This window comes from Novipirellula artificiosorum (genome assembly GCF_007860135.1).
GTDB classification, from domain to species: domain Bacteria; phylum Planctomycetota; class Planctomycetia; order Pirellulales; family Pirellulaceae; genus Novipirellula_A; species Novipirellula_A artificiosorum.
The window spans coordinates 53037-72601 of record NZ_SJPV01000013.1; the positions used below are offsets into that span (position 1 = coordinate 53037).

Here is a 19565-nt window from a genome sequence, read left to right on the forward strand (position 1 = left end):
TTGTTCGGTGGGGGGACAGCGTCTAATGCTGGCGTGATGAAGAGCCTTGCGGAGTGCGCACGAGTCGTCGATACGAGGTTTGGTCGGACCGTGTATCGTGCAAACGCGCACACACCCGCAAAGCCAATAGATAGGCTTCCAGCCGGGGTGCTGTGGGGTTCCCAGGCGGGAAGCCTAGGCTACGAGTTGCAGATCAAACCGCGATCACAGGGGGCCCACGCTGGGGCGGCAAAGAAAGTGGCGATACAACGTCACCTAACAAGAAAACGGCAACGACCAAATCACAACAGGGCTGTTGCTGTTGCAAACACTCGAGCCGGCATAGAAATCCACTTGCCGCGCTCAGCGATTGGCAGATCGGGCAGCAATCCGAATCGTGCGGTTTGTCAGATCGCTGAGGACTCTTGGGGTCCGAGTTCGTGTCCGCGATCCCAGGACGCTCGAAACAGGAAGCATGCGAATGACAACAGCATGTGGGCGTGCTCTCGAACCCTCCAGGCGATGGTCCGTGAACACCCTCACTGCACTCCACTACATGCCACCACGCAGGGGCATGCCCGAGCACCAGCATAAGGCAAAACAGCGCAATCGATAGATATCGGAACAGGGCCACGACGAAATCGCCCAAGTGGGGGAGATGCAAGCAAAAAGCAGTGCGGTCCGACCAAAGCCACGATCGTGAATACGCTACACCTTCCGTATCAGTTCGTCTCCTGGGATCTTTCTGCCGGTATTCTTGAAAGAAAGTATAGCAAAACGCCAAAACACTAGACCGATTCACAACAACGCGTTCGACAACCCATCATCGTACCAACGTCGGATGATACCCGCATGAAGGCAAAAGACATTGATGCGTTTGATTTTTGCTTCGGCGAAATGTGCGACGAGCCTATTCCTTGAACCGATGTTTCAAGAAGTCGCCGACGTAGATGATGTACTCGAACGGCAACGCATCTACTCTTGTGGACATCTGGGGTTGTGCCGTGGCACAGGCTTCCAGCCTGTGATTTTGAATCCACACGCCCGGAAGCCTATGCCACGAAATCGGACAGTGCGCAGCGTCAAACGTGAGCGGCGTGGAGGACAGCATGCTCATGAGGATGCGGATGGCATGTGCTTGGCGATGTACGCTGGCTCCCCCATCCGCTTGAGTAGATCGAGTTGCAGTTCCAACCAACTCGCATGCCCCTCTTCGTCGACTGCGATTTTCTCAAAGATCTGTCGTGTGCCAATATCACGATCCTCATGCGCTTGAATGGATGAGGTCGTATAAAACTCAATCGCTTCTTTTTCATCCGATAGATCTGTCTCGAACATCTCCTTCAGTGAGTTTGCTCTAACGGGTGTCTTCTGAAGTTCCAGTTTTGGATTGCCCTGTAAGAAAAGAATACGGACCAAGAATTCTTCCGAATGCCCGAGTTCCTCTTGCATTTCTTCTCGCATCTTGTTTGCCAACAACTCCATCCCCCAATCGTCGAGCACACAAGCGTGCAGTTGATATTGGTGCAGCGCCGTGAGTTCCATTGAGAGTGCTGTTTGTAGATTCTTGATTGTCTCGGCTTTTGTCATGTTGGTTCCTTCTTTGTGTGGAGGGGAAACTTCGTTTTGAATTCAAATCATTGCCGATTGACTCTTGCGCAACAAGCAGCTTCCGTTTTTAAACAACCAGCAATCAAATGAGGGTGTGTTTGTAAGTGGAACAGGCTTCCATCCTGTGTGTCACCCGCTCACGGTCTGGAAGCCTGTGCCACTTAGCCGGTGCATTCTACGAGTCGTCATCAATACCGTAAGCACGAAGACGTTCACGTAGCGTTCTGCGGTGCGTTTAAGGATTCACACCACCATTGTGCGAGAACAGCCGCGATGGAAAATCCGTCGCATGCGATGGAAGAAACGCCAAGCGATTGGACGGGACCGTTTGCATTGCCCGGAAAACGGTTGCTCGAAGCCGATCGCTGACCCTTGGCACGATTCCTGCGATGGTGGTTCGGGAAAGTTGCGTGAGCGGCGCATCGAGAAACCAGATTTGAAAGGGAGCTTCGTGCCGAACAGACGATCCGCGTTCACACTTGTCGAATTACTTGTTGTCATCGCCATCATTGGTGTTCTCGTCGGCTTGCTGCTTCCTGCGGTTCAGGCCGCACGGGAAGCCGCTCGACGGATGCAGTGCAGCAACAATTTGAAACAGATCGCGCTGGCATGTCACAACTACCAAAGTGCCTTTAAGAAATTTCCGCCATCAGCGATCGTTGACTTGAGTGTCACCAGTACGGGCAATAACGGATCGTGGGGCGTCCATGGCCGCATCCTTCCCTACCTTGAGCAAGGTAACGTCTACGAGACGGTTGACCTGTCGCTGGCCTGGGACAATCAAATCTCGATCGACGGATTGAAAATCCCGACCTATGCTTGCCCAAGCGACCCTGGAACGGATCAAGTTCGCGTGTTTGGCGACGGACGGCCTTCGCTGTACCCAACGACTTATGGTTTCAACTTTGGCCGTTGGTTCGTCTTCAACCCGACCAACCGAAGGAGCGGCGATGGGATGTTCTATCCCAATTCATTCTTGAGCTTTCGTGACTGTTTAGACGGGACCAGCCAAACGTTGCTCGTCGGCGAAGTGAAAGCCTGGACTCCCTACCAACGCAACGGCGGACCGCCATCCGTTGCGATGCCAATCAACAAGGGTGAAGTTGAAGCGATCGTGGCCAGTGGTGCTCAATTCAAGAATACCGGTCACACGGAATGGCCCGACGGTCGTGTTCACCACACGGGGTTCACCGTGACGCTTGCTCCCAACAGCAAAGTGCAATTCTCCAACGACGGCCAATTGCACGAAGAGATGGACTTCAACTCTTGGCAAGAAGGCAAGAACGGTATTGCGGGCAACCCGACTTACGCGATCATCACGTCGCGAAGCTATCACACTGGATTGGTGAACGTGTCTAAACTGGATGGCAGTGTTTCGTCAATCACCGAGTCAATCGACCTGCACATTTGGCAGGCACTTGGAACGCGAAACGGTCGGGAAGTCATCGAGGGCGACTGGTGAGGCGAGCAGCGGTAATTCGTTTGCCAATGTGTCGGTGGCGTCTTGCCGTCGATACCGTAAGTTCTTTTCTGCCGCTCGCCTCCGTTTGCTATCGGTAACCGTGCAAAACGGTGGTTCGAATGGTCTTTCTTTTCCGCATGAAAGCGGGCGAACTGGGGTAAATAAATATGGCTCATCCGACGGAAGCGCGCGGAACCCAGACCCGAGGTTTTTTGGAGGTATGGCTCCGGTGTCCAATGATCTCTTAGAAAAGAGTCCCCGACGGACGGTCGTCCGCCGGGAACCGGTAGCACCCTTGGCGCACCGTCGACCGGGATATCCCTTGTCAAGTTGCACCTCTGCAGAGCTCCACTCCGTTTCTCCCGACAACTGCACGGCTGGACGCATTTTGCGGGGTTGTACGCGGGCGAACATGTGGCGGCGACGGAGTTCGTGATCGGTGCGACTTTTGTTGCGTTGGGTGCAACGACGACGGATATTTTGGTCGGATTGCTGATTGGCAACATCCTTGCGATCCTAAGCTGGACGCTGATCACAACGCCGATCGCCGTACAGACGCGACTGAGTCTCTACACGTATCTGCACAAGATCGCGGGCGACTCGATGAGTGATCTTTACAACGCGGCCAACGTGCTGATCTTTACGGTGATCTCCGCCGCGATGACATGGCACTCTTGCGGTACGCCAAGAAAACGGTTTACGGGCTCTGCACCAGTGCGGGAATGCTGTTCGGCCACGACATCGCATGGATCGCCGCAGGCATTATGGGCGCGGGAACGGCGGTATTGCTCAAATCCACCATCGTTGAACTCGACCCCGGCGATGTTACCTATCGAGCGTTAGGATTGTCGGGTTCCGTCATCGTGATCGTTGCCGGATGGACGACGGCCAATGCGAACCTCTACCGAGCCGGTTTGGCCGCCCAAGCCATCTTTCATCCACGAAAGCAGGTCACTTTCGCTGTCGGCGTCGCGACTGTTGTGATCGCCTGTTTCCCCCTTGTTTACAAGCAGATCTTGCCCCTGTTGACCTACGCTGGGTTGTTGGTCGTTCCCGTCGGTAGAATCGTCTTCGCGGAACACTTCCTCTTTCCACGCATCGGGTTGACTCGATATTGGGTTAAGTATCGCGGTCTAACGCGTAGCACGCCCGCGATCGCTTCCTGGGCGGCTGGTTTGGCGCTCGGGTTTGGACTGAACTATTTGCAAGTCATGTCGTTCTTCTATCTGTTCCTTCCGACTTGGGCCTTCACGATCGTCCTCTACACAATCATGGCAAGTCGATACGGCGCGGCACGAAGCTACCCGGCTGAAGAAGCCGCCGAGCGAGAGTTGAGTAACGCGATCCGGGAATTTCAATCAGAACAAGCCCTTTCGGAAGGGGAACCCATTCACGACGATTCGTTGATGTCAAAAGTGTTGCGAGGGGTTGCCTGGATCGCTTTGGCGGTGACGTTGGTTCTGGCCCTGATCGTGATGTTCGCCAGTGGTGATATGGTTGCGTACGAACGCAACGTCGGTTTTTTCTACACGTGGGGCTTTATCTGTACGATCGTCTATTTCGGATCCGCTTACTGGGCTTTGCAACGCACCAAAAACCTCAACCGGGCGCGCACCGGAATCGTTCATGTCGGTGTAGGTGGTTTTCATCGCTCACACGAAGCGTTCTATACCGACGAATTGCTCCAGTCCGGTGGTACCACGAATTGGGGCATCTGCGGCGTCGGGCTGCGTGGTACGGATGTCGCCTCGAATCCTAGCCCGGGTTATTCATCAGTCCAAACACCTTCCCCGTAACCCTTTGTATACAAAGTGCTTACATCGCTTGAGTGAGAAACAGACTGCGCACGTTGGAGTCGTAGGCTTTAGCCGATTCAGCAAGGCTCCAGCACTCAATCGGCTAAAGCCTACCACTCCAACAAATAATCCGGGCTAGCGAACGGAATCATCCCCACTTAGGCCAGGAAATTTTCCACGGGGTAGCTTCATCATGCCATGGTCGGTCAGGCGATCCAGTTCTTTGTAGCGAATGTCGACCAATGCTGTTATTTGTCTAAAGATCGCCTCGACGCGGTCCTTTGCAGACTGACGCGATTGGCCAAGTTCTGTTGACACGGTGCCGTCCGATTGCTGAACGAGGACCGCGTTCTCTAACAGAAGTTCACGGAATCGTTTCTCATGCCTTGGATCACTTGAAATCCGTACATGGTCAAGTTCGTGCAGCACCAGTCGGTTCGTCCAGAACGTCTCTCGGCTAGGACGCTCGCGGAACCAAACGATATGATCGCAGCGGAGTCCGCCGCTTCCCAAGCGGATTGTCGTCACCATCTGCTGGCGATTGCCTCGTCGCTGCAGACGACTTTGCGTACGAAAGTCATAGTTCATTTTGTAAACGGTTAAGCCGCCCAGGCGACGTCCGTTTGGCATCGTCATCGATGAAGGCTTTTCCTGCCATCCGTAGCAAAATCGCACGTCCGCTTGGTTCAGCAGTTTCGCGACGCTGGGGGGCGGTGGAGGTAATTCGGAAAGCTCGATCGTTCCTGATTGAGCTTTGGCGGTTGGCAAGTTGATAAGGAAAATGGCTGCCAACGCCATCAACACCCTAGCGACTACCGGGAGCATCGCGCGTCGTTTGATGTGCAAGGACATGAAAGTATATTGCTTTGCGAGTCGAAGAGCAGAGTCAGGGGAATTGCGATCTTCACCCTGCAGTTCAAGGGCGTTTCGCCCGCGCCAATGCCACATTTGCTCGCAGAACTTTTCGTAGCGGAAGCCGTCAAAACACTCGGCCTCATGACATCTGAACCATCGTAACTTGTAACGAGTCGGGCTGCCGACAGCGTGACATCGAGCGGAGGAGATCGTCCTCTAGAAGTGTTGCGATGGGTGTCTCCCGCAAATCCATTGTTTGGTGCATGGAAGACACCGGCAAAGAGCAATGTCAACCTTATCACGTGAGCCGGGATCATGGTCACTTTCAACACCTTAAGCGTCGATCAGGCGTCGTATGCCCAGCCTTTTCGCGGGAACTTTCGCGGAGGGGATAAGATGGTAGACCGCGAAGTCGTAAGCATCCTGGGTGCGGACTGTCCGATCGGCAAGCAGATCGTCGACGTTTCTTTGCGTTGTGGTTACCAGGTGCAAGCGCTGACTCAGGGGAAAATTGGACGATCGCCCAACGAATACTTGAGCGTATTGAAAAGCGATTGTTTCGCCGCACGAGATATTCAGGCCGTTGTTCGCGGAAGTTCCTGCGTCATCAACCTGTGCAACGTCAGCGGCTATGACGGAAGCAAAGAGCGGCCAACGAGTACAACTGTTACCAAGTTTGCATTACAAGCGATGCAGAAGACGAAGGCGAATCGCTATTTACTCGTCACGCACCAATGTGTTGCGATTCCCGGTGATCGCAAGCTCAGGCCCAATGGTATCGTATCCAGATACCTTTGGCCGCTAGCGCATCGCGCGCAATGGAAAGAGATGCAAGCCGAAGCCGACTTGCTCATCCAAACACCGATTGATTGGACGATCGTTCGGTGCCCCCCGATCAAAAACATCGTGGGTTTCGGACCTGTCCGTACCGATCACCGAAGTCCCGTTGGACGCTTTGTTTCTCTCAATCGACTTGCACGTTTCCTGGTTCATTTGAAGGACTGCGACCACTATCGGCAAAAGGCAATTTTTGTCGCCAGCCGACCCACGCGATCTCAGTTTGCAATGTGACTCGGAAAACTCACACCAAAATCGCAGGCAACCTACTCGGCGACAAACGCTCCGATTGAGACAGTTCATGCGACTGGGGCAGTCTTGATTTGCGATGACTTATGAAAGCATGTCTAGGATGGTAGAATAATTGATCGTAATGGGGATGGTTCGAATCCGTTCGCAACGGTCCCCCTTCCTTTCATCCAGACAGCCGAGCTCGAGAGTACGAATATGGATGGTTACCAGCGTTATATGGCAAGCCTGAAAGGGCAACCGGTCGATTTCCTTCCACGGACCCCGATCCTGATGCAGTATGCTGCGGAATACATCGGCTCGGATTACGCCGCTTTTGCTTCCGACTATCGGGTCTTGGTCGAGGCGAACCAACGATGTGCAAATGACTTTGGGATGGACCAGGTCAGTTGTATCTCTGATCCCTATCGGGAAACACAAGGGTTTGGTTCCACCATCAAGTATGTCACTGACGGCCCACCCCATAGCACGCATCCGTTGGAAGGTGATAAAAACCTCTCGGTTCTTCAAACGCCTGACCCATTGTCTTCCGTGCGGATGCTCGATCGCGTCAAGGCGGCGGAGGCCTACAAATCCGAAGCTCAGGAAAAACGCTCCATCTTGGGTTGGATCGAGGGGCCAGCGGCCGAGGCGGCTGACTTACGGAACTTGATGAACTTTATGTTTGACTTGATGGATGACGAAACCTACGCGTGTGAACTGATGGACCGGTGTGTCGATGTCGGAATCGCATTTGCACAAGCGCAAGTTGACGCTGGAGTGGACACGATCGGAATTGGCGACGCGATTGCCAGTCAAGTGGACCCGCGTACTTATGAAAGGTTGATCCAACCCCGAGAAAAGCGGCTGGTGCAGGCGATCCAAGCGATGGGTGCCTACGTTAAACTTCATATCTGCGGCAATATCACGCATCTTCTTCCGGGGATTGCCGATCTCAGTGTTGATATTCTGGATGTGGATCACATGGTCTCCCTTTCAACCGTTCGCGCGATGGTAGGCGAACGAGTCGTCCTTGCCGGCAACATGGATCCGGTCTCCGTCGTTCGCAATGGCACGCCGAGTGACATCAAAGACGCGGTAAGCAAGGCATACGCGGAAGCTGGCAATCCCTTCATGGTCAATGCCGGGTGTGAAATTCCGTCCGCAACGCCAACCGAGAATCTCAAAGCGTTGTGCGAGCCGGTGAACTACGCTGGATAACATCATTGGCCTAACGACTCACTTCTAAGGCACAAGCAGCACCTAATTACTCATTTCGCGTTGGAGCCAAGCTCGAGCGTAAGCCCAGTTGCGTTTGGTCGTTCGTGGAGAAACGCCAAGGACCTTGGCTGTCTCTTCAATCGTCAGACCCGTGAAGTAACGCAGTTCGACCAATTTCGCAAGTTGTGGGTCTTCGACTGCTAATTTGTTGAGTGCTTCATCGAGGAAAAGCAGCTCCTCCACGTTATCGGGATCCACCGCCGCAGCGTCGTCATGTAAGTCGCATCGTCTAATTTCTCCACCACGCTTGGCCCTACCTCTGCGACGCGCGTTTTCGATCAGGATTCTTCGCATCGCTTCGGCGGCAGCTGCGAAGAAATGCCCTCGTCCATCCCACTGCTGAGAGACGTCGCCACCTACCAATCGCATGAAGGCCTCGTGAACCAAGGCGGTCGGTTGAAGTGTCTGTCCTGACGCTTCCTGTTTCATTCGACTTCCCGCCAATCGCCTGAGTTCCTCGTAAACAAGCGGCAATAGATCATTCGCAGCACGGGGGTCGCCTGCTTCGATCGCTGATAAGACTTGCGTAATATCTCGGTTCATGGATCGTATGTCGGGCAATGCGATGAAAAGCGAAAAAGTATCCCGGATTGTAATTCAAACTCGTTTCTTGCCAATGCGGGCTTCCCCGGCAATCCCGCAAGTCAAGCGTTTGATTGAAGGCTTCGGCAAGTCAAGACCAAGTCGGTGCGTCAGGAAGCTTCGTCGACGTGAAGGCATAACAGGAGTCACGCCAGTTCCCTATCGAGAGAGGACCATTTGGAAGTCGATTTGTCACGCTTCATTGAAAATGATCCGATCGATCCATGAGGTCGTGTTGTGACAAAGCTGGCTCGCATTCTCCCATTAAGAGTAGCGGTGGCTACTGCCCGCCGTTTGTCCCGAACCAAATCGACCTCGGCTGAAAGCGAATGCTGTCTAGGGAACTCGAGCAAAAAGCACCTCGGATGCACTTATCTTCTCTATCAAACGTGCTCAGTCCACCGATTGCTGCGCCGCCGATAACACCAACTCGCTGGCGAGGCGAAAGAGTTAGTCAGCCGCTTGTCAGAACCAAGCAATCGACACCGAGCAGAAAGGCTACGGCCAAAGCCAGCCCAACGCGGAAGCCGTTGATTGACACGGCGAAGCCCCTCATAACGAAGCCGAAGTTCAGCACCCGCTGCTATGCGCAGCTCAAACGGCGGATTGAGGATACACCGCCCTGGCTTCTCAGCACGGTACTGCACTTGATTCTACTGCTGGTGCTGGCCTTCATCACGATCTCGCTCGACGAATCGAGTTCGATTCTACTATCACTTCGTCAGGGCGAACGTGAAGCTGCGGGCGAACTTGCTGAGTTTTCGATCGTCGTGTCTGACGATTTCACAAGCCACGCGGATTTTGACACGGAACTTCAAACGGTCCCTATCGAGTCAGATCTTCTCAGCATCGCTCCCGTGTCGTTCCCAATGGAAGCACCTACGCTTGATGCGATTAAAGACGCACTTGAATCGCATGGCGGGCTCGAGAAACTTCCCATCGATTCGCAGTCCATGTTTGGTGGTCGCTCGGGAGCGACGAAGCAAGCGATGCTGAGGAAATTCGGCGGAACCGAAGAAACGGAGAAAGCGGTTGAAATGGGATTGGAATGGCTCAAGCGACAGCAGAACTATGATGGCAGTTGGAGTTTGATTGGGCCTTATAGCAACGGTGCTCCACTCGAAAACAAAACGGCCGCAACCGCGATGGCGATGTTGGCATTCATGGGAGCCGGTAACACGCATCACACCGGAAAGTACGAGCGTCAGGTTCACAAAGCGGCGAGCTGGATGGTGGACCAACAAGACCGCAGCGGTTTCATGGCCAATAAGGCACCGGGCCAGCAAAGGATGTACGCTCAGGCTCAAGCGACGATTGCGTTGTGCGAACTGTATGCGATGACGAAGGACGCCCGTCTGAAACCACGCGCGCAGGCGGCCTGCGACTTCGCCGTACAAGCACAGTCACCCGAAGGGGGGTGGCGTTACCAGCCGCGTTTTGACTCGGACACGTCCGTGACGGGGTGGTTCGTAATGGGGCTGAAGAGCGGTCAATCGGGCGGTCTGCGAGTCGAGCGCTACGTTTTTGAGAACGTCGAAAAGTACCTTGATTCGGTCGGTCGCGACTATAACGCGGGGTATGCGTACCAAGTCGGCGAGGTGACTTCACCATCGATGACTGCCGAAGGGATTCTTTGTCGCCAATACTTAGGTTGGCATCGCAACCAACCTGGCATGGCACAAGGTCTGGGTGCATTAGCGACGAATCATCCCTTAGACACACGATCGCCCGACGTCTACTACTGGTACTACGCAACTCAGGCACTGCACCATTACGGTGGTCCATTGTGGACTCAGTGGAATGATCAACTGAAGGTAAGGATCCCAGCGACTCAGGTTCAACAGGATGCCGAAAAGGGAAGCTGGTCACCGCGAAGGGATGCTTGGGGCAGGCACGCAGGTCGTCTCTACACGACGTGTATGTCACTATACTGCTTGGAAGTCTACTACCGCCACATGCCGCTCTATGCGGGGGAGAAAGAGGCGGCATGGTAGCTTCTCACGAAGCGGATTCGCGATATTATGATGGCCATGATCCAATCCGATGACCCATCGTTCGCTCGCATCCAGACCGTCAGCCTCACCGTCTTAGCGGTCGTTGCCGCGACCTTCTCGATCTATTGGCTGCGTCCTGTATTGGTCCCCTTGGTCGTGGCATTGTTCGTGGTCAGCGGCGTCAGCCCTATTTTGACCACACTCGAACGGCGGCTTGGCGTGAATCGCATCATTGCCGCTGGACTCACCTTCATTGCCGGCGCGGGACTCTTGTTGGTCTTCGGTTTTTCGATTTGGATGTCAATGGTTGATCTCAACACGAACTCTCGGGACTATCGGGATCGTATTGAGGAGATCGTCGATTGGGCGGAGCGTCGCGTGCAATCATTAGGCGATCACATGGAGAATCGGGCAGCGTCCTTTCTGCCTTCCAAAGAAGTGACGGTAGAAATCCCCGAGACTCTCCCCACCGTCGTAGCGGACAAACCTTCCAAAGCCGATGCGAGTGATTTCGTCGACGCCTTGGTCCGTGATGGAATATCCATTGTCTCGCAAGCCTTTATCAGTCTTGTGACAACCAGCGTGATTGTGCTGATCTATGTCTTTTTCTTGTTGAGCGGAAAATCCGTGGTCAAATACGATTCCGCCATGGTTAGCGAAATCGATGAACAAGTATGATTCAAGCCATCAGCGGCAATATCATCGAACCCCAAATCATGGGCGACTCTTCGGATCTTCATCCGGTGACCATTCTGGTGGCGTTGATGTTTTGGGGCATGATGTGGGGCATCATCGGTATGTTTCTCGCAACGCCTGTGACCGCTGCGTTGAAGATCTTGTTACAGCGGATCGAATCGACAAAGCCGATCGCAGATCTGATGGCGGGACGATTTCCGGAGCTTGAAAAGTCGGATCAGGTCACGGCGGTGGACTCGGCTCAATGATGCAGTCGGAATACTGCAGCAATCGGCTTGGCTCGGTGTCTCCTTCATCTGGATTTGTTGGCGACGCGGCTTCGGATGCCTTTGAGGATGAGTCTTCTTTTTCCCGAAAGAACCATTCAACGAGCCGGGATGATTTTTTTGCTGGCGGTCATGCTCACTTCAATTCGCACCTTTTCACAATCGAGATTCCGGTTGGAGTCGGCGGGCACCGGCGGAATGATCGGTTATCGGATTGACTGCCGTTTAACCTCTCCTTTACGGAAATCGCCGTTCTTGGTCCAATTTTATTGGGCAGTAGCCAGGAGTCTTCCCAACGCATCATGAATTTGACGCGACTACGTACATCCACTTTGACTGGGCAACAGACGATGGACATCTTAAAATCGAACACGTTCAACCGGTTGCTGATTCTATGGTGTCTGATGACGGTGAACGGGTGCAAGTCGTCCAGAAACAACTACGCTCCGCCGCCACCGCCCGAGGTGACCGTGTCGAAGCCACTGCAGCAGTCGATCACCCCGTTTTTGGACCAAAACGGTGTCATCGAAGCAGTGGATGAAGCCGACGTTCGGGCTCGCGTTCGAGGATTCGTCGAATCGGTCGAGTTTGAGCCGGGACAAGAGGTCGCCGCAGGTGATGTTTTGTACAAAATTGAATCGACGCAGTATCAAGCATCGGTGAACTCGGCTACGGCCGAAGTCGCCTCTGCCGAGGCCGCCATCAGCGTTGCCAATGCACTCGTGAGAACGGCAGAAGCGGAGGCAAAAAAGACTGGCCAGAATCTGGGTCGCGCGGAGAGTCTTCTGAGCCAGAATGCGGGTTCGCAGGCTGAGTTTGATACGGCTACGGCGGAAAATGAAGCCGCCTTGGCCGCCTTAGAGTCTGCCAAAGCAAACGTTCAAGCGGCAAAAGCAGCAAAGGGACAGAGTGTGGCCAGTCTTGCTCAAGCACAGATCGATCTTGACTACACGACCGTCAAATCGCCGATCAATGGACGCATTACGACCACCGATATCAAACGAGGCAATCTCGTTGATAACGGAGAGAAGCTGACCGCGGTTGTGAACCGAAGCCAAGTGTTCGCGAACTTCAGTGTGAGTGATCGTGACATATTACGGTTCATGAACGAAAAGAAGGCGGGGTTAAAGCCCGGCGAGAAGCTCACCGAAGCCGATCTGAGCGAGACAGCGGTCTTTCTGAAACGCGAAACAGATGAAGGCTTTCCCTTCAAGGGGGTGCTGGAATATATCGACCCAGAAGGAGTCGATGCGAGTACAGGAACGCTGCGACTGCGTGCACAATTTGCCAACCCGGACGACTCGCTGTTGCAAGGGATCTTCGTGATGGTTCGCGTGCCAACAGGAGATTCGGTCGAGGTGATGTTGATTCCAGAGTATGCGGTGCTTCGCGACCAACGCGGCCAATACGTTCTGGTTGTGAACGCCGAGCGTAAGGTAGAGCGAGTGGCGGTCACGGTGGCGAAAACCATCAGTGGATGGGCAGTGATAGAAAAAGGACTAACCCCTGATTCGCGTGTCGTCGTCGACGGCCTGCAGCGTGCGCGACCTGGATTGGAAGTCATTCCGATCGACAAGAAACTGGAGGTCGACGATCAAACGTTGCTGCGAGGATTCTCGCCAACCGACCGTACGCCTGACGGTGCTGCTGACAGCAGTGCGACGAGTCCTTCTGAAGTCGAATGAATCCAAAGAAAGCAATCGCCTAAATGTCACGCTTCTTTATCTATCGTCCAATCTTCGCCTCGGTAATCTCGATCATCATCGTGATCGCCGGGCTCGTCTCGTTCGGATCGCTGCCGGTCGCCAAATTCCCGCCGATTGCGCCACCCACCGTCAGCGTCAGCGCAGTCTACCCAGGCGGCGACGCACGGACGATCGCCGAGACGGTCGCGACTCCGATTGAACAGCAAGTCAACGGCGTCGAAGGCATGATCTACATGTCCTCGAATAGCTCGGACGACGGAAGCTATAACTTGACGGTGACGTTTGAAGTGGGAACGGACATCGACATTGCGTCTGTGCTGGTGCAGAACCGAGTGGCGATTGCCGAGGCTCAATTACCCTCCGAAGTTCGGGCTCAAGGCGTCACGACAAAGAAGCAATCGACGCAGATCCTTCAGTTCATTGCTTTGACGTCGCCTGGAGGTGACGATGACCCCCTGTTTCTGAGTAACTACGCGTTGAACGTCAAGGACGAACTCAGCCGCGTGAGTGGTGTCGGTGAGGTTCAGGTCTTTGGCACCGGTGATTACAGCATGCGGATCTGGCTCGATCCACGCAAGCTGAAGCAACGGAGCTTGACGACCGCCGATGTTGTCAATGCGATCCGTGAACAGAATGTGCAAGTCGCTGCCGGCCAGGTCGGCGCACCTCCCGCTCCAGAGGGAACCGCGTTTCAATTGACCGTCAGTGCGCGCGGGCGATTGGTAACCAAAGAAGAGTTTGAGGACATTATCATCACGACGGCCAGCGATGGCCGGGCGTTGCGAGTGAAAGATGTCGGACGCGTCGAGTTGGGCGGGAAAGACTACACGTTTGATTCGCGGTTCAATGGACGCCCCTCCGCATCCATTGCGATCTACCAGCTTCCCGAAGCCAACGCGATGACAACCGCGGAATTGGTACGAGAAAAAATGAAGGAACTCCGCGCCAGCAACAATTGGCCGGATGGACTGGAGTTCGAGGTTGGTTTCGACACGACCCTGTTTGTGGAGGCATCCATCGCGGAGGTCTACAACACGCTCGCGATCGCAGTGCTGTTGGTGATTTTCGTGATTTTTGTTTTCCTTCAGGACTGGCGTGCGACGATCATCCCTGTTGTCGCAATCCCGGTTTCACTGATCGGCACCTTTGCGATCATGAACATGATCGGCTTTTCAATCAACATGTTGTCGCTGTTTGCGATCGTGTTGGCAATTGGGATTGTAGTGGATGATGCGATCGTCGTCGTTGAGAATACAACACGGCATTTGGCGGAGGGTTTGCAGCCCAAAGACGCGGCCGTTAAAGCAATGTCGGAAATCACAGGTCCCGTGATCGCAACGACACTGGTACTGCTGGCGGTGTTTGTTCCGAGCGCCTTCATGGGGGGGATTACCGGCCAGCTTTTTCGTCAGTTTGCGTTAACGATCTCGGGTGCCGTTCTCATCAGCACGCTTAACGCGCTCACATTGAGCCCAGCGTTGTGTGGACTGATCCTTCGAGCGCCAACAGAATCAAGCTTCATCGGTTTTCGCTGGTTCAACAAGGGATTCGACGTCTCCACTTCGGCATACGGCTTCGTGATCCGATGGTTTGTGCGTTTGGTGCTGCTTGTGATGGTGGCTTATGCCGCGCTGGTAGCGACGACGGGCGCAGGCATCAGCTCGCTTCCCACGGGATTCGTCCCAGACGAGGACCAGGGCTATTTGTTCGTCAACGTCCAACTGCCTGATTCCGCATCGAGTGAACGAACGCGAGCGGTCATGCGACAGCTTGAGGAGATTTACAGCGAAGTCCCCGGTATTTCGGACAACCTTTCGATCGCAGGATACTCCTTGCTCGGTGGCTATGCCGGATCGAATCTCGGTCTATCGATCATCATTTTGGATCCGTGGGACGAACGTACGGAACCCGAGAAGAGTTTGCCGGCGATTCAGGCTGAACTGCAGCAACGATTCAGTAAGATCCAAAGTGGCGTGGTGTTTGCCTTTGCGCCACCTCCGATCGACGGACTCGGTGCGGCCGGCGGTTTTCAGATGGAAGTGCTCGATCAAGGGGGTGGGGGCTACACTGCACTGCAAGCAGCAGCGGAGGATCTTGTGGAAGCGGGGAATGCTCAAAGCGGACTAACCGGGCTGAACTCGGCGTTTCGCGCTAACGCACCGCAGTTATTCGCGGATGTGGATCGCGTCAAAGCCAAGAACATGAACGTGCCCTTGGAAAACGTGTTCGGCACCCTTCAAGCCTATCTCGGTTCGGCCTACGTCAATGACTTCACGTACAACAACCGCTCCTATCAGGTTCGGGTCCAATCCGAAGCGGAGTTCCGTGCCTCGGCCGACGACATTGCAAGACTTGATGTTCGCGATCATGCAGGACAGATGATTCCTCTCGGTTCGATTGTTAATGTGAAAGAGAACTTTGGCCCGTCGGTGGTGCGTCGGTTTAACTTATATCCGAGCGCCGCGATCAACGGTTCGGCTGCGCTCGGCACGAGTTCCGGAGAAGCATTGAATCTGATGGAACAAATGGCCGATTCACGCATGTCACCCGGGTTCGGCTATGCGTGGACGGGAATGTCGTTTCAAGAGAAGCTTGCCGGTAGCGGTCAGGCCATGATTTTCTTATTGGCAATTCTTGCCGTGTTCCTGGTTCTTGCCGCACAGTACGAGAGTTGGACCAGCCCTGCTGCGGTGATCGCAGTGGTGCCGTTGGCCGTGCTCGGCGTCGTGCTCGCACTGGTTGTACGTGGTATGCCGAATGACACCTACACGCAAATTGGAATTGTATTGTTGGTTGCCTTGGCCAGTAAGAATGCGATTCTGATCGTCGAGTTTGCCAGTGAGGAAAGACGCAAGGGCGTGTCGATTGGGGATGCCGCTTTTAATGCTGCGACGCTGCGTTTTCGAGCAATTTTAATGACTGCCTTCTCGTCGATCCTGGGTTTTCTTCCACTGCTGGTCGCGACCGGCGCGGGTGCCGCCAGTCGACAAGCCGTCGGGAACGCCGTCGTTGGCGGGATGGTGGCGGCAACCGTCTTTTCACTTCTATTCGTCCCCTCCTTCTTCGTCGTATTCCAACGCATTGCGGAGTGGCGTACGGAGAAACAAGCAGTTTCACCTGCCTTGGAGACGCCGGTCGCCTCTGAAATAGATGACGTCAAGGACGATTCAGCTGAATAAGGGCTCGGCGTGTATCGCACAGGATCGAAAAGCCCCGATCCCGAGGACATCGAACCTAAATTGTTCGCAAACATCATCGTTTGAGATGAGAGAGAACGAAACAAGAATCATGTAGGTTGCGATCGGTGATCGACACCGTCCATCGGATGGTAGCCTTCAATTCGCTTGCTTCGGTGCGACCGAGCGTCCTGCGGCCTTGATATGCGTCCGCAACTCTTGCGGGGTAAGGCAACGGTCGTAAAGGGCGACCTCATCGATCTGCCCGACGAATCGCCGATAGACCGAGTCGGGGTAAACCTGTCCAATAAGGATCTGTACGTTCTCGTTAAGCGGAACGGGGTTGTCTCGTTCCGCGGACAGTTGCCCATCGATCCACAACATCTGCTGATTCCCTTTCTTCTGCGCGACGACGTGTTGCCATTCCCGAGCTTTGTACTGTGATCCCGCAAACAAGTTCGTAGCACTGATCGGCTTGGCTGCGCCGAGTGCACGATGGACAAAGCGAAATCGGTTGGGCGGAGAATCAGTCAGTCGATGGGTAAAATAGTGATGCGATGTGGCTTCAAGCATCATCGTGTGAGGGTATCGGCCATCCGCCAATGCCTCCAAATCATGCATGCAGATGACTTCACCGTGGTGAAACAAGAGCGGCTTGACCCACATCTCAATGGTGTACTCATCCAGAGGCTTCAGCGGCCAAGGCTCCAAGGATCGGAATGCTGAGGAGGTCGAGGACCCTAATTCGGCAACCCGGTTGTCGCCATATTGACGCCAGCCGGGATTGCCAATGACTACCGCATGCATACCCGGTGCGCTGCCTTGGTTCTCAACGAAACCAGGATACTCACCCGTGAGTCCCTCAAATCGCCAGTAAACGCTTGGCTGGGAATCCAAAACGGCGTGAACGTACTCTTCGCCCAAATACAACGGATCGAATCCGGGCGAGCGGACCGAAGCAAAGTTGGCTTCGGAAGCCTCAAATTTGACGACCGTCAGCCCCTCTTCTGACTTTGCGGAAATACGTACGGCTTCTCCCTCTGCCAATTTGATTGCGGGCGCTGCGGCGGCCATCGGGATGGGCTGCACCAAAACCCGTCCGGCGAACACATGAACTTCACTCTCAGCGTCACTCAGAACCATTCCGATTGAACTTTGCCCGTCAACAAGAACCGTGCCGATCGGGGTCTCCACCGTGACGTTTCTGCTCCCAATACCAAGTGACTTGACCGTCATGGAACCATCGAGAAATCCAAGGCCGCCATCGTTGCGAATATGGACGCTCGCGGGCCCCTCGAGACGGACGAGCGCCTCACCAGGTGTACTTTCTCCAATCCTAAATTCCGCGATGCCTTCGACAAGATTCAGGATCTCACCTGATCGAATCGGTGCGCCAATCGTCGGGACCAAGTCACCCGAAGTACGCCAAACACACGCCGTCATCGAAACGAGTTGCGGTGGCCATGCATCGAAAGCGAGATCTGCTGGGGGCGCATTGTTCGACGAGGGCTTTGCAAGAGACCATGCCAACGAGGCGATCAGCAAATGGCTGGCTGCTAGACCGACCCACCAATAAGCCTTCGTCCATCGGTTAGGCTGAGAGGACGAAGCCGCTCGTTCTCGCGACAAGCCCGCATTCGCGTCGTCCAAACTCGCCGGCACGTTTTTTGGGGAAACGGACTCCCCGTGACGAGACACGGTTCCCGAGGTCGCTTCCCTGCCGAATGCTTCGGATAGAACCTCCGCCATCGGCAAGGAGTCCAGTCCCCCAGAGTCGGTCAAGGCGCAAAGTTGGTCAATCAGAGCGACTGCCTCAAGGGCACCCTTTTCCGAGCATATCAGCGTGTTGAGTTGTGTGATCTCGGATTCGCTCAGTGATTCGTACTGCGATTTTACAATCAAGGTGCGTAAGGTTTGCAGTTGGTGGTTGTCCGCACTCATGAAAGCACCTCGGTTGACGCACGTTTTACGCATCGCAAAAGTAAGCCGTGCACTTTGCTCAATTCACGGTAGATTGCATGCGTCGAGCGCCCCAAGCGGATGGACATCTCACCGACGCTTAAGCCTTCGAAGTACTTCTGACGAATCAAGTCGTGATCTGACGAGGGGAGCTTTTTAAGGCAGTCTGACAGTGCTGTCCGACGCTCACTCAATTCGGCGGAGATGGGCACCGCCGCTTCGGCTAGCGACTCAAGGGCTTCGTCACTCAAAAGTTTAATACGACGCATTGATTCGCGATGTTTAAGCATCTCGTAATGTGCGATGCGGCAGGCCCAGGCCCCAAAATCGCCAGTCGGATCGTACTGCGAAAACTTTTTTCCAAAGCACCACACATGTCAACTGAAATACCTCCTCAGCATCATCCTGGCGATTCATCGTCAGAATACGGATGAACGACATCACCTTGCTTGAGTGCAGCGCAAGCAAGCGAACAAACTCGTCTTGGAACAATTCCTCTTTGATAACCTGTTTCCTGTTAACAGCCACGCGCGACTTGACCGCGAAAGGTGCGACGATCCGCGGTAGAGCGACACACAATATTCTCAGAACGCTCCCTTCATTTTATTCCCAGAACGCTCCCTTCATTTTGCGATTTTTCTTCGTGGTTTCCCAAAAAACATAGTGATTTGAGAAAAAGACAGGAAAAATCTCCAGATTTCGCGAGAAGAATTTCAACAAAGCCGGGAATATTCCCATACAGGGGACCTTCACGCGCTACGCGGATGTGTTTCGTCCTCTACTTTTTCACTTCTCTCGTTTTGAGGTATTTTTTTATGAAACGACAACGTACTGGATTCACACTCGTCGAATTGCTGGTTGTCATTGCGATCATCGGTGTGTTGGTAGGCTTGCTTCTACCAGCGGTCCAGGCGGCTCGCGAGGCCGCTCGACGAATGAGTTGCAGCAATAACGTCAAGCAAATCGGGCTGGCGATCCACAACTACCACTCTGCATTCAGTGCGTTGCCGATGCAGGCTACAGGCACGTACATCCCCGAGGGCCGAGACCCCTGGGATACGAACCCTGGACGTGAAATTTCGAGCAACATGCGTCTTTCGTTTCTCGTCGGGCTGACACCTTTCTTCGAGCAACAAG

General features: G+C 54.2%; 15 protein-coding genes. 10 read left to right on the forward strand and 5 right to left on the reverse strand.

Features of this window, described 5'->3' with window-relative positions; genetic code table 11:
* Positions 1 to 1092 precede the first annotated feature (1092 nt).
* The gene (locus tag Poly41_RS26840; RefSeq protein ID WP_146530456.1) at positions 1093 to 1569 is read right to left on the reverse strand and encodes a bacterioferritin; all 477 of its coding nucleotides are present in this window, start codon (positions 1567 to 1569) and stop codon (positions 1093 to 1095) included.
* Between the two features lie 472 nt (positions 1570 to 2041).
* Between Poly41_RS26840 and Poly41_RS26845 the strand changes: the two genes are divergently transcribed.
* Positions 2042 to 3052, forward strand: a complete 1011-nt coding sequence (locus tag Poly41_RS26845; RefSeq protein WP_231615973.1) for a DUF1559 family PulG-like putative transporter — start codon at positions 2042 to 2044, stop codon at positions 3050 to 3052.
* A 665-nt stretch (positions 3053 to 3717) separates the two neighbouring features.
* Positions 3718 to 4848 (forward strand): hypothetical protein, encoded by a 1131-nt coding sequence (locus Poly41_RS35800; RefSeq protein ID WP_231615974.1) that lies wholly within the window; start codon positions 3718 to 3720, stop codon positions 4846 to 4848.
* 135 nt (positions 4849 to 4983) lie between these two features.
* On the opposite strand, the gene Poly41_RS26855 is transcribed toward Poly41_RS35800, so the two are convergent.
* Entirely contained in the window at positions 4984 to 5700 is a 717-nt protein-coding gene (locus Poly41_RS26855) for a hypothetical protein (protein WP_146530458.1), read from the reverse strand.
* Positions 5701 to 6018: 318 nt separating this feature from the next.
* Here Poly41_RS26855 and Poly41_RS26860 point away from each other — a divergent pair, with 318 nt between their 5' ends.
* Positions 6019 to 6774, forward strand: coding sequence for an NAD(P)H-binding protein (locus Poly41_RS26860; protein WP_146530459.1), 756 nt, complete (start codon positions 6019 to 6021; stop codon positions 6772 to 6774).
* Positions 6775 to 6987: 213 nt separating this feature from the next.
* A complete protein-coding gene (locus Poly41_RS26865; RefSeq protein WP_146530460.1) occupies positions 6988 to 7989 on the forward strand; it encodes a uroporphyrinogen decarboxylase family protein in 1002 nt (333 codons plus the stop codon).
* Between the two features lie 42 nt (positions 7990 to 8031).
* Here the strand turns inward: Poly41_RS26865 and Poly41_RS26870 are convergent, their stop codons facing one another.
* Positions 8032 to 8592, reverse strand: coding sequence for an ECF-type sigma factor (locus tag Poly41_RS26870; RefSeq protein ID WP_146530461.1), 561 nt, complete (start codon positions 8590 to 8592; stop codon positions 8032 to 8034).
* Positions 8593 to 9161: 569 nt separating this feature from the next.
* On the opposite strand from Poly41_RS26870, the gene Poly41_RS26875 reads away from it, so the two are divergent.
* From Poly41_RS26875 to Poly41_RS26890, 5 genes are all read left to right on the forward strand, one after another.
* Entirely contained in the window at positions 9162 to 10625 is a 1464-nt protein-coding gene (locus tag Poly41_RS26875) for a prenyltransferase/squalene oxidase repeat-containing protein (protein WP_231615975.1), read from the forward strand.
* Positions 10626 to 10652: 27 nt separating this feature from the next.
* Positions 10653 to 11303, forward strand: coding sequence for an AI-2E family transporter (locus tag Poly41_RS26880; protein WP_231615976.1), 651 nt, complete (start codon positions 10653 to 10655; stop codon positions 11301 to 11303).
* Positions 11300 to 11569, forward strand: coding sequence for an AI-2E family transporter (locus tag Poly41_RS35140; RefSeq protein ID WP_231615977.1), 270 nt, complete (start codon positions 11300 to 11302; stop codon positions 11567 to 11569). Before Poly41_RS26880 ends, Poly41_RS35140 begins: the two co-directional genes overlap by 4 nt.
* Before the next feature lie 368 nt (positions 11570 to 11937).
* Positions 11938 to 13272 carry an efflux RND transporter periplasmic adaptor subunit gene (locus Poly41_RS26885; protein ID WP_146530462.1) on the forward strand — a complete coding sequence of 445 codons (1335 nt, stop codon included), beginning with the start codon at positions 11938 to 11940 and terminating at the stop codon, positions 13270 to 13272.
* Between the two features lie 23 nt (positions 13273 to 13295).
* Positions 13296 to 16472 carry an efflux RND transporter permease subunit gene (locus Poly41_RS26890; protein ID WP_146530463.1) on the forward strand — a complete coding sequence of 1059 codons (3177 nt, stop codon included), beginning with the start codon at positions 13296 to 13298 and terminating at the stop codon, positions 16470 to 16472.
* 156 nt (positions 16473 to 16628) lie between these two features.
* Here Poly41_RS26890 and Poly41_RS26895 read toward each other — a convergent pair whose 3' ends face one another.
* A complete protein-coding gene (locus Poly41_RS26895) occupies positions 16629 to 18410 on the reverse strand; it encodes a LamG domain-containing protein (protein ID WP_146530464.1) in 1782 nt (593 codons plus the stop codon).
* Positions 18407 to 18802, reverse strand: coding sequence for a sigma-70 family RNA polymerase sigma factor (locus Poly41_RS26900; protein WP_231615978.1), 396 nt, complete (start codon positions 18800 to 18802; stop codon positions 18407 to 18409). Before Poly41_RS26900 ends, Poly41_RS26895 begins: the two co-directional genes overlap by 4 nt.
* 441 nt (positions 18803 to 19243) lie before the next feature.
* On the opposite strand from Poly41_RS26900, the gene Poly41_RS26905 reads away from it, so the two are divergent.
* Positions 19244 to 19565, forward strand: a 322-nt coding sequence (locus Poly41_RS26905) for a DUF1559 family PulG-like putative transporter (RefSeq protein ID WP_146530569.1), incomplete at its 3' end; no start/stop codon positions are given.

Coding starts and splice junctions, on each gene's coding strand:
- Poly41_RS26860 (WP_146530459.1), top strand. CDS start 6,019: ATGGTCACTTTCAACACCTTAAGCGTCGATCAGGCGTCGTATGCCCAG.
- Poly41_RS35800 (WP_231615974.1), top strand. CDS start 3,718: ATGGCACTCTTGCGGTACGCCAAGAAAACGGTTTACGGGCTCTGCACC.
- Poly41_RS26895 (WP_146530464.1), bottom strand. CDS start 18,410: ATGAGTGCGGACAACCACCAACTGCAAACCTTACGCACCTTGATTGTA.
- Poly41_RS26870 (WP_146530461.1), bottom strand. CDS start 8,592: ATGAACCGAGATATTACGCAAGTCTTATCAGCGATCGAAGCAGGCGAC.
- Poly41_RS35140 (WP_231615977.1), top strand. CDS start 11,300: ATGATTCAAGCCATCAGCGGCAATATCATCGAACCCCAAATCATGGGC.
- Poly41_RS26855 (WP_146530458.1), bottom strand. CDS start 5,700: ATGTCCTTGCACATCAAACGACGCGCGATGCTCCCGGTAGTCGCTAGG.
- Poly41_RS26890 (WP_146530463.1), top strand. CDS start 13,296: ATGTCACGCTTCTTTATCTATCGTCCAATCTTCGCCTCGGTAATCTCG.
- Poly41_RS26840 (WP_146530456.1), bottom strand. CDS start 1,569: ATGACAAAAGCCGAGACAATCAAGAATCTACAAACAGCACTCTCAATG.
- Poly41_RS26885 (WP_146530462.1), top strand. CDS start 11,938: ATGGACATCTTAAAATCGAACACGTTCAACCGGTTGCTGATTCTATGG.
- Poly41_RS26880 (WP_231615976.1), top strand. CDS start 10,653: ATGATGGCCATGATCCAATCCGATGACCCATCGTTCGCTCGCATCCAG.
- Poly41_RS26865 (WP_146530460.1), top strand. CDS start 6,988: ATGGATGGTTACCAGCGTTATATGGCAAGCCTGAAAGGGCAACCGGTC.